We start from the raw sequence: 18,430 nt of genomic DNA, 5'->3' as shown, positions 1-18,430 counted from the left end.
TTAACTTGGATCTGTAAGATTTATTCTTAATTTTCCTTCATCACTAGATTGTCCGTCAGAAACTTTAATAATTGCTTCTACAAAATTGTCTTTATTAGGGTTGTAGGTAAAAGACTTCACGTTTTCTACCAAAACTTGTCCGCTTGCACTATTTATGGTAATACTGCCTGCCGGATTTTGAGAAACAATAGAATAAGTAAGTGAATCTTTATTTGCATCTGTAGCAGCAATTGTGGTAATTACATCAGCTTTGCTAATACCAAAACCTCTCACATCTATTGTTACATCGTTTAAAACTGGTGCTACATTTGTTTCTTCGTCTTTACTACAAGAGAGAAAAGAAATTATAAATAACACAAATACTATGGATTTTAAGTTTTTCATATTTTATATTTTTTAGTCATATTTTAATCAAAGAAATAATTATATTTCTATTAACACATCACAGAAAGGGCAAGTGATTTGCATTAGTTTTTAAGTGATTGATTTTTAATGATAACTGATTTCTTAGTGTAGAAATAATAATTTGATAGTTTATTCATAAAGTTTAAAATTGTACAATATTTTTAATATTAACTAAATACAAAACCTTTTTTAAATTGGTCATTTAAGTTTATTGATAAAGTAGATTTTAAAAAATAGACAAACGATTTGCTTTGTTTATTTATTGATTCCATTATACAGATAAGTGTTTATTTTTTATAAATAACTGATAACTACAAAAAATTAAAATTGATAAATATTACTACTTTTACTAAAACATATTTTTTTTGAAAACCTTTTGTAATTTCTTTTTTTTCTTCATTGTTTTTGTTTTAAAAGCCCAAGAACCTTATACAATTAATTATACAATTAATGATGGTTTGCCAACAAATAAAATCTACTCTGCTTATCATAATTCTAATAGCGAAATTTGGCTTGCAACAGATGTTGGTTTGGTAAAATTTAATGGAAAAAAATTTACCCTTTTAAATACTGAAGATGGTTTAACAGATAATGAGGTATTTCATATAAAAGAAGATTCTAAAGGAAGAAAGTGGCTGCTAACCTTTAATGGCAAACCTACATTTATACAAAAAGGCAAAGTGTATAATGATAAAAATTCTTCTATTATTAAACAAATAAAAAGTAAAAGTTTAATAACCGATTTTTATGAAGATAATAAGACAGTTTATTTTTCGTCTAGAAAAGGAAATATTTCTATTATTAACCATAAAGATAGTGTCACAAATAGTAAATTATTCAATATATATACCTCTGGTTTATGGAAAAATAAGAATAATTTATATGTTTTAACTTCAGAAAACATATATGATTTTGATAATAAAAAAGCAACTACAAAAATAAAAAGCTCAAAATATCCATTTCGAGTTTTTCATAAAGACAAAAAAACTTTTTTTGCAGATTTTAATATTTTAAAACAAATAAATTCAGATAATTCTATTAAAAGAATTATAAAATTACCTGTTGATGCAGAAATTATTAATGTTTTTTTAGAGCACGAAAATAAGATTTGGTTGTGTACTAGAAAAGGAATTTTCTTATATAAAAATTCTTCTTTAAAAGACAACTTTTTAAAAGAAAAAGTAGTTACCAGTATTTCTAAAGATAAAAATAATAATTATTGGATTACTTCTTTAAATAGCGGAATATTTTTACTACCGTCTCTAAATATCTTTCAAAAAAAATTAAATATTAATACCATCACTAAAAAAAATGAAAAAGAGATTTGGTTTGGAGGTTTCAAAAACGATTATTATATAAAAAAAGGAAATAAATTTAAAAATTATGCTTTAAATAAAAACTGGAGAAAAGATGCCATTAGTAAAATCCGTTTTTCTGCTAAAGAAACCTATGTTATAGGTAAAATTGGCACAAGGATAGTAAACGGAAATGCAAAAAAAGAACTATTAAGTAATATGAACGACATCTTAATTACAAATGATTCTCTTTATATAGCAACTACTTTTACTTCTTTAATCCATAAAAATGATTTTAATTTATTAAATACAAAAAAAGGTTATCAAAAAGTTCTCATAGAAAGAAGAACAAATGTTTTAGAAAAAGAAAACAAAAATATTTTTTTAGGAACAAATATTGGTTTATACAAGTATTTAAAAAATAATAAGTTAGTATTTCTAGGAGATAAAAATGAAGATTTAAAATCTTCTGTTAATGATTTGTTATATGATAAAGAAAATAAATATCTTCTTGTAGCTACAGGTTCTAAAGGTGTTTTAATTTTAAAGGACGATTCTCTTGTCTATAAAATTTCTTCTAAAGTTGGCTTAAATAACAACACTGTAAACGGAATTTCTAAGGTTAAAAAAAATGAGTACTTAATAGCTACCAATAAAGGAATTGATAAAATAACATTTGAAAAAGATAAATTTTTAGTTGAAAATTACAATTCTTTTCTTGGACTTAATAACGCCAAAATTAATGCTGTAAACTTTATAAATGACACTATATATTTGGCAGCGAATAAAAAGTTAATTTATTTTAAAAATGAAGAAATAAAAAAAATTGCCCCAAAACCCAATATTTTAATAAATGAAATTTATTCTAATAATAAAATCATTAACAAAAACCAATTAAAGAATATTGACTACAAAAAAAACAATATAAAAATAAGTTATTCTTCTGTTTCTTTTTTAGATAAAGGTGCTGTTGATTTTTATTATAGATTAAGTAATAGCAAATGGAATAAAACCATCAATAGTGAATTAAATTTCAGGTCTTTAAATCCAAACTCATATTTATTTGAAGTTTTTTGTGTAAATAAATTTAATATAAAGAGCGATATTAAAAAGATAAATTTTGTCATTTTAAAACCTTTCTGGAAAAAATGGTGGTTTGTACTGATAACTACATTAATTGTAATTTCATCAATTATTCTTATAATTAGATTAAGAATTAAATTTTTAAATAAGCAGTTTCTTAAAGAAAGAAAATCCTTACTATTAGAAAAGGAAAATATTGAACTAGAAAACCAAATGCTTGCACTCGAGCAAAAAGCCTTACGTTTACAAATGAATCCTCATTTTATTTTTAACGCTTTAAATACAATAAAAGGGTACTATTCTGAAGGCAAAGTTCAAAAAGCAAGTAATTATATTTCTAATTTTTCTAAATTATTGAGATTTATTTTAGAAAATGTAGATCAATATATACCGCTATCTTTAGAAATAGAAATGTTAGACTTATACTTACAATTAACTCAGGTTAGGTATCAAAATAAATTTAATTACAAGATTGTTACAGAAAAAAATATTAATAAAATTGAAGTAAGCGTACCTACTCTTCTTATGCAGCCAATAATTGAAAATGCTATTATTCACGGAATTGCTCCAAAAAATAAAAAAGGAAATATTATAATATCATTTCAAAAAAAAGAAAATCAATTAATTTGTAAAGTAATAGATGATGGCATAGGTCGTGAAAAATCTTTAAAAAACAAAAAAATTAAGCATACCTCTAAAGCAATAGAAATTATAAATGAACGCTTAAAATTAATTGAACAGCAAGAAAAAATAAAATGTAGTATACAATTTATAGATTTAAAAAAAGACAATAAACCTATTGGGACAGAGGTAGTAATTGCTATTCCAATATTAAAATATTAGTTAAATGAATGTACTAATTATAGAAGACGAGCCGCAAGCTATTTCTGCCTTAAAACAAGAAATAGCTTTAAATTGTCCTGAATTAATAATAACAGGAATTGCACAAACAGTTAAAGATGGAATTTTAAAAATTAAAAATTTAAAACCTGATTTAATTTTTTTAGACATTCAGCTTTCAGATGGTTTGGGTTTTGAAATATTGCAAGAATTAGATACTATAAATTTTAGAATCATATTTACAACCGCTTACAGCCAATATGCACTTCAGGCAATAAAATTTAGTGCATTAGATTATTTACTAAAACCAATAAATAGTAATGAATTAAAAGTAGCAGTCTTAAAAGCAAAAAAAGAAAAACAACTAGATATTGTTAGTAAACTAGATACTTTTATTAAAAATCAAAATAACCAATTCATAAATAAAAAAATTGCCTTACAAACTTCTGAAGGTTTATTTATTTATAAAATATCTAACATATTAAAATGCAGTTCAGACGGTAACTACACCAAAATTCATTTTACAAATGGAAAAAAAATATTAATTTCTAAGACCCTAAAAGAATTAGAAGAAATGTTACATCTTTTAAATTTTGAAAGAATTCATCATTCGCATTTAATAAATATGAATCATTTAGTAAGTTTTATAAATAAAGATGGTGGTTATGTAGAAATGAGTGATAAATCTACATTACCCGTTTCTCAAAGAAAAAAAAGTGCTTTCTTAAAAAAATTAGAAAACTTTAATTTTCGATTTTAACATCGTCCAATTTTATAATATTCATCAATACTTTACGAATTCTAATTCATCTTTCACGAATTCTAATACTGATAAAATTTAGCTTTAGTTCATTACTACTTTTACAATGTATTAACATTTAAAACAGTAGAAATTATGAACACACTCTTAAAAAAATCAGTATTTGTAGCAGGTTTGGTAATCTTAAGTTCTCCTTTTATAAGTTGTGATAATCACAACAGTAAAAAAGAAATAGCTACCCAAGAAATCGCAGAAAACAAAACACCAATTGTTTTAAAAACAAAAGAAGTAGTTGCAAGAAAACCTATTGTTTTTATTGCAGGTTTTGATAAAGGAAATGAAACTTTTTATTCGAATGCAAGAAATTATTTTCAAGAAAAAGGATTAAAAGTTATTGATGGTCAATATTCTTTAGAAGAAATTATTACTTGGTTAAATAACAATGCAACTCAAAATCCTTATGGAGAAGTTCATATTGTAAATAAAAGCAATCCTTATAAAGGAATGAACTTAGAAACCGTGATTAGAGGCGAAAAAATTACTACAGAAACACTAAGAAAAAGTATTACACAAGGCTTTTTACCATCACTTAAAAATGTCGTAAACAATAATACTAAAATTGTATTTCACGCATCTGGATTGGTAGAAAACACAGCACTTTTAAAAACACTAAAAGATGCTTTTTCAGCAAAAAAGTTGCCTAAAGTTGTAGCATCTCCTTATCACACAATCTTTGGCGGAAAATTCTCTAATCACTATTTAGCACAACCTTATTATATATTTTATCCAACAGCAAATTCGCCAGGAAAAACAGATTTATCAAAAGAAATTGCTAAAAAATATCCAGAAGAAAAAGATATTGATTGGTTTGAAGCGTTAAACAATGAAGAAGAAAGGTATGTTGGCGAAGCGTTTACAACTCAGTTTTCCATCCCCATAAAATGGGAATTTGGATTCCATAATACAGATGATGAAATGCCAATATTTACAATGCAAGAAGAAGTAATGGATTGGATTGAACAACAGCCAGAATTAATGGTAGAAATGAATAAATATAATATTCCTATTGATAAGTTTAGATGGAATTGGAGCGTAAAAAACAGCACATTAATTATAAGAGGAAGAACCACAGGTTTGGTGGTGCTAAAACCCTTAATTAAACCTTATGGAGATTTAAAACATATAGAACCAGACACCAGCAACAAACGCTTGTATGCAATGAAGTAAAATGGAATGGAAATTGTAGATTGATAAACGTCATTACAGATTTTAAAATGCTGTAATGACGTTTAAATTAGTAAGTTTGTACAAATGACAAAATTATTGAAACTCTTTTTTGTTTTCTTGTTTTTTATTATAGTTCATATAAATGCGCAGCAAAATAAAATACAAAATTTTTTGATTGCTGATGGATTATCAACTGCAAGTATAAATGATATTATTCAAGATAAAATTGGGTATTTATGGTTGGCAACAGATAAAGGTTTGGTTCGTTTTGATGGTGATAAATTTCAGAATTATAAAACACATACAACATCTAAAGCTACCTCTCTTTTTAGCAAAAATGATTCTTTATTTGTTGGGCATCAAAAAGGATTTTTTCTATATACCAACCATTCTTTTTCTTATTTAGGTAAAGAAAAAGTGAACAAAATAATTTCGATTAATTCTAAAATACTCTTAGCAACAGCACAAGGAATTTATGAACTTAAAAAAGACTTTTTACAACCTTTACAATTAGAAACAAAAATAGACTTCTCTCCTATTAAAGATTTAATTGCCACAAAAAAAGGAATCTATGTAGCAACAAACAAAGCTTTATGGTTTTTAAATAAGTTATATAAACCTCAAAAAAAAGAGATTATTTTTATTGATGAAATTGTAGGTTTATTAAAGTTTGATGATAAAATTATAGCAGCTACTAGAAATAATGGAATGAAAATAATTGATAAAAATAAAATTATTAAAACCATTAAAACAGAAAGAAATATTAGTTCTATAAATTTAATTAATGATGAAATTTGGATTACTACAAATGGCAACGGAATTGAAGTTTTTGATGCTTATAGATTTACTTTTAAAAGAAAAATAAACAAGTACAATTCAACTATTTCTAACAATATTCTTACTGTTTTTAAAGACCGTCAAAACTCAATTTGGATAGGTAGTTCTAACAGAGGCTTGTATAAATACGCCACAAATAACAACCTACAATTAAACCCAAAACCGCAAATTCATTTTCAAAATATTCTTGTTAATTACAAACAAGTTCAATTATCAAATAACAATTTAGAATTATCATCCAACCAAAATAACATATCCATTTCTTATAAAACTGTAGATTTAAATAACGCTAAAAACATACTTTACAGCTATCATTTAAACGGAAAGGATTCTCCTTGGAACTCTAAAAACAGTGTTGACTTTGCAAATTTAAAACCTGGTAAATATCAATTTTCTGTTCAGTCTAAAAAGGAGAGTTTTATCAGTAATAAAATTCATTTTCAATTTCAGATAGACAAGCCATTTTATACAAAAATTTGGTTTTTAATTTTAATGATATCACTTCTATTTTTAATAACTGCACTCTTTATAGACTTGCGTTTAAAGCAAATTAAAAAGAAAAATAGAATAGAAGTTAACAAACTAAAATCCGAAAATTACTTATTAAGTTTAGAGCAAAAAGCTTTACAGCTACAGATGAATCCACATTTTATTTTTAATGTTTTAAATGGCATAAAAGCCTTGGGTAATTCTAGAAAAACAACAGAATTAAACAAAACAATATCGCAATTTTCTGTATTGTTAAGAAGTGTTTTAAATAACTCACGTTTAGAAGAAATCTCTTTAAAAAGTGAAATTGAAACCCTAAAAAATTATTTAGAATTAGAACAACAAATGAGTTCAATCAACTTTAATTTTAACATTCTAACTTCTTTAGATAATATTGATACTGAAGAAATATTGATTCCGCCAATGTTAATTCAACCTTTTATTGAAAATGCTATAAAACACGGATTTCAAACAAATACACAAAACCCAACTATTAAAATTTCTTTTAAAGTAAAGCATCCATTTTTACATTTTACGATAGAAGATAATGGTGTTGGAATTCATCAATCTAAAAAGAAAAACACTAACAATCATCAATCAGTTGCATTAAAAGTTACAAAAGAAAGAATTGAAAATTTAACACCTTATCATCGCTTTAATATAGAAGAAATTAAAGAAAACAGCCTCATAAAAGGAACAAAAGTTCATTTTAGAATTCCTCTAAAAACCGATTATTAAAAAATGAAAAAGATCACATCATTTGTAGTAGAAGACAATTTATTAGCTTTAGAAATGTTAGTAAGCGATATTTCTACACATTTTAAAGAAATAGAAATCACTGGTACCGCAAAAAGCGTGGTAGAAGCAGCAAAGATTTTACAAAAAAATCAACCAGATATATTATTTTTAGACATTATGCTAGGTGATGGAACAGGTTTCGATTTATTAGAAATACTCCCTAATCTAACTTCTAAAATTATTTTTGTTACTGCAAGTGATGAATATGCCATAAGAGCTTTTAAATTTGCTGCTATAGATTACATATTAAAACCCTATTCTATTAATGATTTAGAAAACTCAATTCTAAAAGCTAAAGAACGTCTTAAACCTCAAAAAGAACAGTTAAACATTCTAAAACAAGCTGTTACAAACCCTAACAGCAATCTTAAAAAACTTTCTCTATACACGCAAGATAAAATTACCGTTGTTAATATTGATGATATTATTCGCTGTAAATCTGATAACAACTACACTACTTTTTATTTTAAAGACGGCTCTAAAAACTTAGTCTCTAAAACTCTAAAATATTATGCAGATATGTTAAAAGATTATGGTTTTATAAGAGTTCATCAAAGTCATTTAATAAACAAATTAGAAATAAAAGAATTCATAAAATCTGATGGAGGATATATTATTTTAAATGACAACTCTAACATCCCTGTTTCTGTAAGAAAAAGAAATGAAGTAATCAGCTTTTTAAAAAACCTCTAAAAAAAATTTATAAAAAAACTTTATTTGTAGTAAATTTTTACTACATTTGAAGTAGCTAATTAAAATGAAGAGTGAGGATAGACAAAGATCAGATAGAATAATTAAGGTTTTTAAAGATAGTAGATTGAATCAAAGACAATTTTCAGAATTAATCGGAGTTTCTCAACAACTAATAAGTGCAGTTGTCAACTATTCAAAAAAACCTAATGAAACTATATTGTTTGCTATCATCGATAATATACCAGCAATCGACCCAATGTGGTTACTAACTGGTAGAGGAAAATATAATAATAACTATGTACCCCTAAGCGAAGTTCGATCCCCTATAGAATTTCAGATAAAAAGCATAGTTAGGAAGCAATTTGAAGAATTATCTGACGGTATTCTTCAAAGAATATCAAATATTGAAGAGTCTGTTAATCAATCTAATTAATATTCCCCATAGAATATAAAATAACAACTCTTAAACGAAGTCGTCCCCTAATACAGACATCGTTTCGTTGTAAGACCTTCAATATTTGATGAAGCTTCAAAAAAAACCAAATAAAAAACCTTCTCAAATGAGAAGGTTTTTTTATTGAAAATTAAGAATTTAATTAAATTACTTTAAACTTTTATCTCCTTTAGTAGGGTTATACACATAATTAAAAGTGTAATGTCTTCCTGTATCTCTACCTGGTTTTTTGTCTTTATAGTAACTAATTATTTCCATTTTTGCATAGTGACCACTATGTGTTTTTACAACAATAACCCTCCCAGTAATAGGCGTAATTAAATGTGTTGGTTTTCCTGCATAATGATACCAGCCTTTATCATTTCCTGTAGGCAAACCCGTTGTTTTTGCCATATCCTGTTTAAATTCTGAATCCTTTGGAGCTACTATTACACTACCAAATGTGCTTTTTATAAGGGCTATTGACCCAACTCCTTTTCTTGTAGGCTGTTCAACCTTTAAACGAGGATCATCTGTAACTTTTGTGCCTCCGTTTACAATAATGTAAGTAGAATAAAAAGCAATATCCCAATTATCTCCAGTTACCACTTTCCCTTCTTTAAAAGAAAATTTTGCAAAAGCTTTAGAAGCATTAATATTTTCTGCTTTTTTAGACTCTACTGGGGCTTTAATATCTTCATCATTTTTACTACAAGATACAGTTACTAAAGCAAAAAGAGCAATTGCTAAAATTGATTTTAAATTTTTCATTTTTTTATTGATTTATATTTATTGATTTATATTAAAAATTAAAAGTTACACGTGCGTAATAGGTTCTTCCTAAACGCAAAACACTATCGTTATCTCTAAAGGCTGTTTTGTTTTCTAAACCTCTTTCATTTAAAAGATTATCTACACCAAATTGCACATTCATTAAATTGTAAAATGTTTTTTCTGCCGAAAAATTTACTTGTAAATTATCTGAAACAAATTGATCGTAATTGTCTATAATTCCTTCGTTATTATTAGTATCATACAATGCATATTTGCTTCTATAAATGGCTCTTATATTGGTAGAAAAATCGTGTTCAAAGTTTTCGTAAAATAGTTTAAGATTGGCGGTGTGTTTAGATCTATTTGGTAATCCAAAATAATTAGGTAATGTTAATTTTTCTGATGGTGATGAAGACGTTCTTCTTAAGAAAATTTTTCCTTTTTTAATGCGTTTTTCTTGATTTTTATCTCCCGTATCTAAATATTGATATCCTGCTAATACATTAAAATTATTGTTAATTTTATAGTTAGCTTCTAACTCAATTCCTTGTGTGTACACCTTATCAATATTTCTATAAGAAAAAATTCTTGTTCCGTTTGGTAAACCTAAATCAGAAGGTTTTAACTTTGTATCGAAAGTGTCTATTAAATCTTGAATATTATTTCTAAAAAAGTTAACGTTTACTTTTAAACTTGATATTGGTTTTAGTTGAAATCCGAAGTTATAACCAATAGAATTTTCGGGTTTCAATTCTTTTTCAATATTCTGAATACCAGCAACATTTGGATTCAATTTATGCAATGTTTGGGTTCCTAAAACAACATAACCTCCCGCAGAATTTCTAAAGTTAAAATACAACTGACGGAAATCTGGCGCTTTAAATCCGTAACCAACCGATGCTTTTGCGGTTGCCCAATTATTAATTTTATAGCTCGATGAAATTTTTGGTGAAAAAGCCGATTTGTATTGATTATGATTATCAAACCTTGCACCAACAACAACATTTAAATCTTTTATCGGATTAAAATCGTATTGACCAAAAACATATTGCGCTTCGTATTTTTTTATTCCTTCAAAAGATGTACGCTCTAAAGCGTCAAAATTTGCTCCAATTCCTAATACTATATTGCTGTTTTTAAAATCTATTTTGGATCTAACTTCTGGTCTTAACAAACTTCTATTAAACAAAGATGCTTCTCCATTAAAAACGCTTTCGGTTTTAAATCTTGTTGTATAAAAAGTATAATCTAAACTCCAAAAAGCAGAAATTTTATGTGCAATTTTCCCATTAATATTCCAATCGGTTTGAGTATTTTCTGCTAATGGAGTATTTTGATTTTGTGTATAAATTCTATTTGAAATATCTACAGAAATTTTATCAGAAAAATCATAACTCAACTTTAAATTACCTGTAAAATTTTGATGTGGATATGCAGTTTTAGCATTTGATTCAGGCGATAAATCAAATCCATTACTAGAGTTTAAATTAACACCTGCAACAATGCCAAGTTTTTCCTTTTTAGAAATAATATTTGTATTTATATCTAACTCGTTTTTAGCACCTACTCTTGTTAAAAGTTGCAGCGATCCTTTAAACTGATTTTCTTTAGGTTGTTCTGTTATAATATTAATAACACCACCAATAGCTTCAGATCCGTATAAAGAAGAAGAAGGTCCTTTTACAATCTCTATTTGCTTAATATTGTTTACAGTTAATCTTCTTAAATCTATATTACCAGCAGATCTACCCACAATAGGTACACCATCAATCATTATTAACGTATAATCTGCTGCAACACCTTGTAATTGCACCCCTTCAGATTTATTGACATCAGAAACCATTATAATTCCTGTTTGTTCTAATAAAATATCATACAACCGAATAGAACCAGATTTTTGTATTTGCTTTTTAGAGATTAATGTTACAGGCATTGGTACAGAAGATAACTGTCTTTTGGTTCTTGTTGCTGTAACAATAACTTCTTCTAACTTATTAATTTTAGTTGTGTCTATTTTTTGTACTTGTTTTTCTTGCGAATAAACCATCGAAGTAATTAACAAAAAAACAAAAAACACTCTTCTATTTAGAAACATTCTTAATAATTTTCTGCAAATATATATTCTTATTTTTAATCAATCTAAATAAAAGTAAAGTTTTTTAATCAAAATTATTTCTAAAAAAACACTTTAAAAAGTTTTTTATTTAGAATAGTTCTTAATAGTTTTGCTTATTATTTTTAATTATTCTAAATAAATATAACTTGAAAATACTATTATTAACATACCTTTTTATAATACTTTTATTAAGTGTTGTACGCTTATCATTATTAAAAGGAAAAAAATTACAATGGGCAGCATTAAGTATACCATCACTGTTGTGTTTAGCTTTTTACAATACATCATTACAACAAAACAATAAAACATTAGATTGGTTATTAACACAAGACAATTTAGTATCGGGTATCGCAATTTTATTAACATTCGAATCTATACTCGTAGTTATACTAACCACGCTGCAAATAAAAAGTTACTATAATTTAAAACCCTCTAACTTGTGGAAATGGATTTCTTTAATTCCATCTTTTCAATTGATAATTGCCTTTGTTTTTTTACAAACATTAGCATTTCTTAAGATAAACGGACAATCATTTATAGTAATAGCAATAGCGTTTTTTTTAATCGGAATTTTAAGTTTAACAATTCTAACCAAAACATTACAAAATCTTATAAAAAAATGGGAAACTAGAGCAGAATTACAAGCTTTAATGGCTTTGTTTCAGCTTTTATTAGCTATGTTTTTGCCTTTAATTGCTAGAGGACAAAAAGTACGATTTACACAAATAACTATAGATTATTATTCCATTGCTTTTATAGTTGTTCTTACGTTAAGCATTTCTAGCATTGGATATTTCATTTACAAGCAAAAAAACAACAAACAATATGAATAGTATTACAAATATTTTATACTGGATTTCAACAGGATTATTAGTGCCTGTAATTGCCTTATTACTCTTTGGCTTCGTAAGAGCTTTAATGCTTTTAGGTGGCTTTTTTGGCATGTATATCAACAGAATAAAACATGAAAAAAAACAGCAAAAATTAATTACAAATTATGAAATAAATACTATTGATGATAGTATAGTAATCAAAGGAAATAAATTATTCAACAACCATCTCCAACGAATTATAAAATCTGAAGGAAATAACATTATAATAGAAAAAGTTTTAGCCGATTTTGAAATTGCTTCAGAAAAAGAATTAAGCAGCTCAAAATCGTTAGCAAAATTAGGTCCAATGATAGGATTGATGGGAACTTTAATACCAATGGGACCTGCTTTGGTTGGTTTAGCACAAGGAGATATTGCTTCTATGGCTCAAAATATGCAAGTTGCTTTTTCTACCACAGTAGTTGGATTATTTGCTGGTGCTATTGGTTATGTTACCCAATTGGTAAAACAACGTTGGTTTGTAGCAGATATAAATAACCTTGAATACATCGCAAATCTTTTAAAAGCGAAAAACAATGCGTAGAGGACGATTTTTAAAAAACAACGGAGAAGACGACGATCCAATGTCAGGAATGGCAAACCTATTTGATTTGGCTATGGTTTTTGCAGTGGCGCTTATGGTGGCTTTGGTTACACGATTTAACGTTACCGAAATGATTTCTAGCGAAGATTTTACCATGGTAAAAAACCCTGGAAAACCGAATATGGAAATTATTAAGAAAAAAGGTAAAACCATTGAAAAGTACAAAGGTACCAAAGGAAAATCATCGAACGGAAAAGGTAAAAAAGTAGGTACCGCTTACGAACTTGAAAACGGCGAAATTATATACATCCCAGAAGAATAAAGCCCATAATGGGCATTTGACAAAAAAAATCAGAATACCAGTTCAGAAAATACACAAATGAAAAAAAATAGACTTCTAATAGGTGCAATTGTTGCACTATCATTATTACTTTTTGTAGGATATCAATCGCAATTCACAAAAATAGGCTTAATTAATTTTCGTGATGCTCAAATGGCAGAAATTGTAAAAGCCAATGACAATCATTTTATTACACCAGTTCAAATAAATCCAAAAACCAATGATTTTTCAGAATTGGTAAATTACCCAGTTATTTACCTTTCTCATATTAGTATTTTAACGGCTATACAAAAGGAAAATCTTAAAAAAGCTATGGATAATGGTGCAAAGGTACACGTATTAATGGCAACCAGTAAAGAAAACGATTTTAGTAATGTTACGGGTGATGATTTAAAATATATTAAAACCTGTTTTGAAAATGATGGGGTAGAAAACACCAAACGCTGGTTAAATTATTCTCGAAAAATCTTTGACAAAAAAAGTTTATTTACTTCAGAAGTTACACCAGCTAAAGTCTTTCCAAAAGATGTGTTTTACAGAATTGGAACCGATGATTATTTTGAAAACCTAGCCGATTATTGGTCTTATTACAAAAAAAAAGGATTGCATAAAGAAGCTAAGCCTGTAATTGTTATTATGAGTGCCAATAATGGGCCGCAATCTCAATTCCGTAGTTATATGGATGCTATGATTTTAGATCTAGAAAAACGCAACTTCAATGTTGTTTGCTTATCAGGATTTAAGAAAAAACTAAAAAACCTAAAAGCGTTAAAACCTCAAATGGTAATTAGTTTTCCTCACGGTAGAATAGCTAAAGGCGATGCTGCTGTAGATTGGCTAAAACAAGAAAATATTTTATACCTAACACCGCAATTAGTCTATCAAACAGAACAAGAATGGCTAAACGACCAACAAGGTTTATCGGGTGGAATTATGGGACAAAATATTGTGGTTCCAGAATTAGATGGTGCTATTCACCCCTATGCCATTGCTGCGCAATATGTAACCAAAGATGGCTATCATACTTTTAAACCAATCCCAGGAAGAATAAAACGTTTTGGCGAAAATGTAGCACGTTGGTTATCTTTAAAAGAAAAGCCAAATGCAGAAAAAAAACTAGTAATTTATTATTACAAAGGTCCTGGTAAAAATGCGATGGGTGCTGGCGGATTAGAAGTAGGACAATCTATATTCAACCTATTAAAAAAATTAAAAAAAGAAGGGTATAATGTTGGTAATTTAAACAATTATGATGCTTTTATAAAAAGAATTTATACAGAAGGTCCTTTATTGGGTGATTATGCAAAAGGTACATTCGAAAAATTTTTGGAAGAAGGAAAACCTGCAATGATTTCTACTCAAGAATACGAATCTTGGTGTAAAAGTGAGTTAGATCCAGAAAGCTATAAAAATGTTATAAAAACCTATGGTGCTGCTCCAGGAACCTATTTATCTACTGTTAAAAAAGACACTAGTTATTTAGCAATTCCGAGAGTATTATTTGGTAATATCGCCTTAATGCCAGTACTTCCTGCAGCATTAGGTGTAAATGAATACAAACTAGCACACGGTGTAAAACAAGCACCAACACATGCTTATATTGCTTCGTATTTATGGGCAAGAAAAGGTTTTAAAACCGATGTTATTGCTCATTTTGGTGCACACGGATCGGTAGAATTTACACCTTGGAAACAATTAGCCTTATCGCTTAAAGATTGGCCAGAAGCCTTAATTGCACCTGTACCGCATTTATATATCTACTCTATAGATAATATTGGTGAAGCGATGATGGCAAAAAGAAGAACTTATGCCACTATGGTTTCGCATTTAACACCACCCTATTCAAATTCAGAAATTTATGGCGATTTAAAAAATATCGCAAACGTATTACACAAGTATGAAGGACTTCAAGAAGGTACATTAAAGAAAAGCTATAAAAAGAAAATTCATACTATTATTGATTCTTTGCATATTGATAAAGATTTAGAATTAACCAAAGAAGAAGTTGAAGCTTTAAGTGTTGAAACGGTTAAAACCATTCATCATTACATTCACGAAGTAGAAGAAGAAAAAATTACGATGGGCTTACACACTTTTGGTTTCAGTCAAACAAAAGAAGAACAAGATGAAACTGTAAGAATGATGGCGATTGATCCTATTGCTTCAAGTTTAGAACAATTATTTTCTTATCGAAAAGTAAAACCTAAAAAACACCATCATCACCATGGAAAAATACAGAATATAGACGATATAGATCCAAAAGATTTTGATGCGCAAGCAAGTTTTATGATTGAACAAGTGATTCAGGGTAAAACAACGCCTTTAAAAATGTTTGGTTATGAAAATGAGCATTTATTAAAAGAGTTAAAACAAGAATATGGTAAACTTAAAAAAACGCCTATTTCAAGTTATTATGGCGGAAGCTACGCAAGAAGAAAAGAAAACCCTAAAAAACAAAATTCTAAAGAGGAACTTGTTTATGATGTAAAAACGCATAAAATGGTTCCCAAATCTAGCCTAAAACCAGAAAAAGAAGTAACATTAGAAAAAGCAAAACAATTATTAATTCATTTGGCTGCGACCAGAAAAACATCAAAAGTGATAGATTATTTGCAAACTACTGAAGGGTATAAAGAGCTTTCTGGTTTGTTAGATAAAAAGAGTTTTATACAGTTTAAAACAGCATCAAAATTCAATCCAGAAATTAGCTGGAAAGTACAAACTTTAGAAGATAAAATGTTTGTGAAATTCTTGAAATTCGTTCAAGATTCAGTTAAAAAACAAAATACTTTTAAAATATTAAAAGAGCAATCTATACTTGATAAAATTGCATTATATCGTTCTAAATTAGATGCAATGACCGTAAAAAAAGCATCAGAAAAAGAAGCTTTGAATAAGATACTTTCTTTATACAAACAGAAAGAGGCAACTATTAAAAAAAGCCATAAAGAAGCCACTAAAAAAGCTTTAGAAAAAACTAAAAAGATCTTAGATTTTTATTTAGAAAACAAAGATGCACTTATTGCTGCATCTGATGTTAGCACAAATTTATCTATTGTAAGCAAGATATTAAAAAGCAAAAAAGGATTTGATAATCTTGTTAAAAAACAACAACTGTTTCAACAATTGCTGAATAATCAAATCCGAAAAGAGAAAAATATTCTTGCTGCTTTAATACAGTTAAAAAACAGTTTATTAGATATTGAAAACTATCAAAACGGTATTTCTATTTCTCCTGATTTAGAATTAGACGCCTTTACAAATGGAATGAATGGTGGTTATATTGCTCCGTCTTCGGGTGGAGACCCTGTGTCAAATCCTTTAGCAATTCCAACGGGTAAAAATTTATATTCTATTAATGAGCAAGTAACACCTACCCAAGAAGCTTTTGAAACTGGGCAATTGTTGGCAGAACAAATCTTGCAAAAACATATTGCTAAATATGGTGAATATCCTAAAAAAATAGCGTATTCACTTTGGGGAGGAGAGTTTATCAGAAACCAAGGAATGAACATCGGGCAAATATTTTATATGTTGGGCGTAAAACCTGTTAGAAATAGTTATGGTCGAGTTTATGATGTAAAATTAATTCCGATTGAAGAATTAAAACGTCCAAGAATTGATGTGTTGGTACAAACTTCTGGACAATTTAGAGACATTGCCGCATCAAGAATAAACCTCATCAATAAAGCAGTACAGATTGCTGCTGAAGCTGATGATAACACTGCTTATAAAAACTATGTAAAAGAAGGCACTTTATTAGCAGAGAAAGAATTAAAAGATAAAGGATTCTCTCCTGAAGAAGCTCAGAAGTTCTCAACGTCTCGTGTATTTGGAGGATTAAACGGAAACTACGGAACTGCCATAATGGGCTTAGTAGAACAAGGTGATCAATGGGAAACCGAACAAGAAATTGCGGACACATATATAAACAATATGGGTGCAATTTATACCGATGACAATTGGGCTTTTTACAAAAAAGGAATGTTTGAAACGATGATGAATAATACCGAAGTTGTTGTACATCCGCGTTCCTCAAACGAAACCGGACCAATTTCTTTAGACCATGTGTATGAGTTTATGGGCGGATTAACAGCAAGTATCAGAGTTACTACAGGTAAAGATCCTGACGGATATTTTAATGATTACAGAAACCGATACAATCCTAAAGTACAAGGATTAAAAGAAGCTATTTGGACAGAAACCAGAGCCAATTTATTCAATCCTAAATACATTAAAGCACAAATGAAAGAAGGAGAAAGTGCTGCAGAAGGTTTTGCCGAAAACTTTAGAGATACTTATGGTTGGAATGTGATGAAACCAGCTGCTATTGATAAAGAAATTTGGGAAGGCTATTACGATATTTATGTAAAAGATAAAGGTAAATTAGGAACCTTAGATTTCTTTAAAAACACGAATCCGTATGCTTTGCAAGAAATGACAGCGGTTATGTTAGAAACCGTGAGAAAAGGCTATTGGAAACCAAGTGAAGCTGTTAAAAAAGATATTGCCAAATTACATGCAGAATTAATTAAAGATCATAAAGCAGGTTGTAGTGGTTTTGTTTGCGATAACTCTAAATTAAAAGAAATGATTTCATCTTTACTAGATGATAGTCTAAATAAAAGTTATCAATCTTCAATTGATGAAGTACGAACTGGAACTAGAGAAAAAGCAGCAAATCAAGAAGGTATGGTTTTAGAAAAAGAAGTCTTACAAAAAGAACAAATTGTTGCTATGATTAAAGAAAACATTGGAGCTATTTTATTGCTTGTTTTACTTATTGGCGGTGCCATTACTTGGGGTGTTATTAAAAGAAAACGAGACGACAATTAATCTAATTTTAAAAAAAATATGTTTTCGAATGGTTTTCTATCAATAAATATCAGCAGAAAACCATTTTAAAACAATTTAAAAAACACAG

Annotated in this window: 13 protein-coding genes; 10 read left to right on the top strand and 3 right to left on the bottom strand. The window is 27.9% G+C overall.

Going from position 1 to position 18,430, the window contains the following annotated elements; translation table 11 throughout:
• Positions 1-384 (bottom strand): cadherin repeat domain-containing protein, encoded by a 384-nt coding sequence (locus tag ACY2RX_RS00330; protein ID WP_490101960.1) that lies wholly within the window; start codon positions 382-384, stop codon positions 1-3.
• Positions 385-770: 386 nt separating this feature from the next.
• Between ACY2RX_RS00330 and ACY2RX_RS00325 the strand changes: the two genes are divergently transcribed.
• The 6 genes from ACY2RX_RS00325 to ACY2RX_RS00300 all read left to right on the top strand — a co-directional run bounded on the left by ACY2RX_RS00325 (position 771) and on the right by ACY2RX_RS00300 (position 8,860).
• Positions 771-3,626, top strand: coding sequence for a sensor histidine kinase (locus ACY2RX_RS00325; protein WP_490101959.1), 2,856 nt, complete (start codon positions 771-773; stop codon positions 3,624-3,626).
• 4 nt (positions 3,627-3,630) lie between these two features.
• Positions 3,631-4,383: a LytR/AlgR family response regulator transcription factor gene (locus ACY2RX_RS00320; protein WP_490101958.1), complete on the top strand. Its 753-nt coding sequence runs from the start codon at positions 3,631-3,633 to the stop codon at positions 4,381-4,383.
• Positions 4,384-4,518: 135 nt separating this feature from the next.
• Positions 4,519-5,610, top strand: coding sequence for a hypothetical protein (locus tag ACY2RX_RS00315; RefSeq protein WP_490101957.1), 1,092 nt, complete (start codon positions 4,519-4,521; stop codon positions 5,608-5,610).
• Between the two features lie 84 nt (positions 5,611-5,694).
• On the top strand, positions 5,695-7,674 hold the full coding sequence (locus tag ACY2RX_RS00310) for a sensor histidine kinase (RefSeq protein WP_490101956.1): 1,980 nt from the start codon (positions 5,695-5,697) through the stop codon (positions 7,672-7,674).
• A 3-nt stretch (positions 7,675-7,677) separates the two neighbouring features.
• A complete protein-coding gene (locus ACY2RX_RS00305; RefSeq protein WP_490101955.1) occupies positions 7,678-8,427 on the top strand; it encodes a LytR/AlgR family response regulator transcription factor in 750 nt (249 codons plus the stop codon).
• Positions 8,428-8,491: 64 nt separating this feature from the next.
• The gene (locus ACY2RX_RS00300; RefSeq protein WP_490101954.1) at positions 8,492-8,860 is read left to right on the top strand and encodes a helix-turn-helix domain-containing protein; all 369 of its coding nucleotides are present in this window, start codon (positions 8,492-8,494) and stop codon (positions 8,858-8,860) included.
• A 168-nt stretch (positions 8,861-9,028) separates the two neighbouring features.
• Here ACY2RX_RS00300 and ACY2RX_RS00295 read toward each other — a convergent pair whose 3' ends face one another.
• A complete protein-coding gene (locus tag ACY2RX_RS00295) occupies positions 9,029-9,631 on the bottom strand; it encodes an HmuY family protein (protein WP_490101953.1) in 603 nt (200 codons plus the stop codon).
• Between the two features lie 31 nt (positions 9,632-9,662).
• Positions 9,663-11,681, bottom strand: coding sequence for a TonB-dependent receptor plug domain-containing protein (locus ACY2RX_RS00290; RefSeq protein WP_490101952.1), 2,019 nt, complete (start codon positions 11,679-11,681; stop codon positions 9,663-9,665).
• A 215-nt stretch (positions 11,682-11,896) separates the two neighbouring features.
• Between ACY2RX_RS00290 and ACY2RX_RS00285 the strand changes: the two genes are divergently transcribed.
• The 4 genes from ACY2RX_RS00285 to ACY2RX_RS00270 are packed head-to-tail and all read left to right on the top strand — an operon-like array spanning position 11,897 to position 18,342.
• On the top strand, positions 11,897-12,583 hold the full coding sequence (locus tag ACY2RX_RS00285) for a hypothetical protein (RefSeq protein ID WP_490101951.1): 687 nt from the start codon (positions 11,897-11,899) through the stop codon (positions 12,581-12,583).
• Positions 12,576-13,166, top strand: coding sequence for a MotA/TolQ/ExbB proton channel family protein (locus tag ACY2RX_RS00280; RefSeq protein ID WP_490101950.1), 591 nt, complete (start codon positions 12,576-12,578; stop codon positions 13,164-13,166). Before ACY2RX_RS00285 ends, ACY2RX_RS00280 begins: the two co-directional genes overlap by 8 nt.
• On the top strand, positions 13,159-13,488 hold the full coding sequence (locus ACY2RX_RS00275; protein ID WP_490101949.1) for a DUF2149 domain-containing protein: 330 nt from the start codon (positions 13,159-13,161) through the stop codon (positions 13,486-13,488). The genes ACY2RX_RS00280 and ACY2RX_RS00275 overlap by 8 nt, the downstream gene beginning before the upstream one ends.
• A 57-nt stretch (positions 13,489-13,545) precedes the next feature.
• Entirely contained in the window at positions 13,546-18,342 is a 4,797-nt protein-coding gene (locus ACY2RX_RS00270; protein ID WP_490101948.1) for a cobaltochelatase subunit CobN, read from the top strand.
• Positions 18,343-18,430: the final 88 nt, after the last annotated feature.

The organism is Polaribacter sp. 2405UD43-2 (assembly GCF_058147125.1).
Note: the sequence above shows the minus strand (reverse complement) of the source record. Positions and strands in the feature narration are given on the sequence as shown.

Bases quoted from the DNA above. Each gene is read 5' to 3' on its own strand.
- ACY2RX_RS00330 (WP_490101960.1), bottom strand. From the start codon at position 384: ATGAAAAACTTAAAATCCATAGTATTTGTGTTATTTATAATTTCTTTT.
- ACY2RX_RS00320 (WP_490101958.1), top strand. From the start codon at position 3,631: ATGAATGTACTAATTATAGAAGACGAGCCGCAAGCTATTTCTGCCTTA.
- ACY2RX_RS00315 (WP_490101957.1), top strand. From the start codon at position 4,519: ATGAACACACTCTTAAAAAAATCAGTATTTGTAGCAGGTTTGGTAATC.
- ACY2RX_RS00310 (WP_490101956.1), top strand. From the start codon at position 5,695: ATGACAAAATTATTGAAACTCTTTTTTGTTTTCTTGTTTTTTATTATA.
- ACY2RX_RS00305 (WP_490101955.1), top strand. From the start codon at position 7,678: ATGAAAAAGATCACATCATTTGTAGTAGAAGACAATTTATTAGCTTTA.
- ACY2RX_RS00300 (WP_490101954.1), top strand. From the start codon at position 8,492: ATGAAGAGTGAGGATAGACAAAGATCAGATAGAATAATTAAGGTTTTT.
- ACY2RX_RS00295 (WP_490101953.1), bottom strand. From the start codon at position 9,631: ATGAAAAATTTAAAATCAATTTTAGCAATTGCTCTTTTTGCTTTAGTA.
- ACY2RX_RS00290 (WP_490101952.1), bottom strand. From the start codon at position 11,681: ATGGTTTATTCGCAAGAAAAACAAGTACAAAAAATAGACACAACTAAA.
- ACY2RX_RS00280 (WP_490101950.1), top strand. From the start codon at position 12,576: ATGAATAGTATTACAAATATTTTATACTGGATTTCAACAGGATTATTA.
- ACY2RX_RS00275 (WP_490101949.1), top strand. From the start codon at position 13,159: ATGCGTAGAGGACGATTTTTAAAAAACAACGGAGAAGACGACGATCCA.
- ACY2RX_RS00270 (WP_490101948.1), top strand. From the start codon at position 13,546: ATGAAAAAAAATAGACTTCTAATAGGTGCAATTGTTGCACTATCATTA.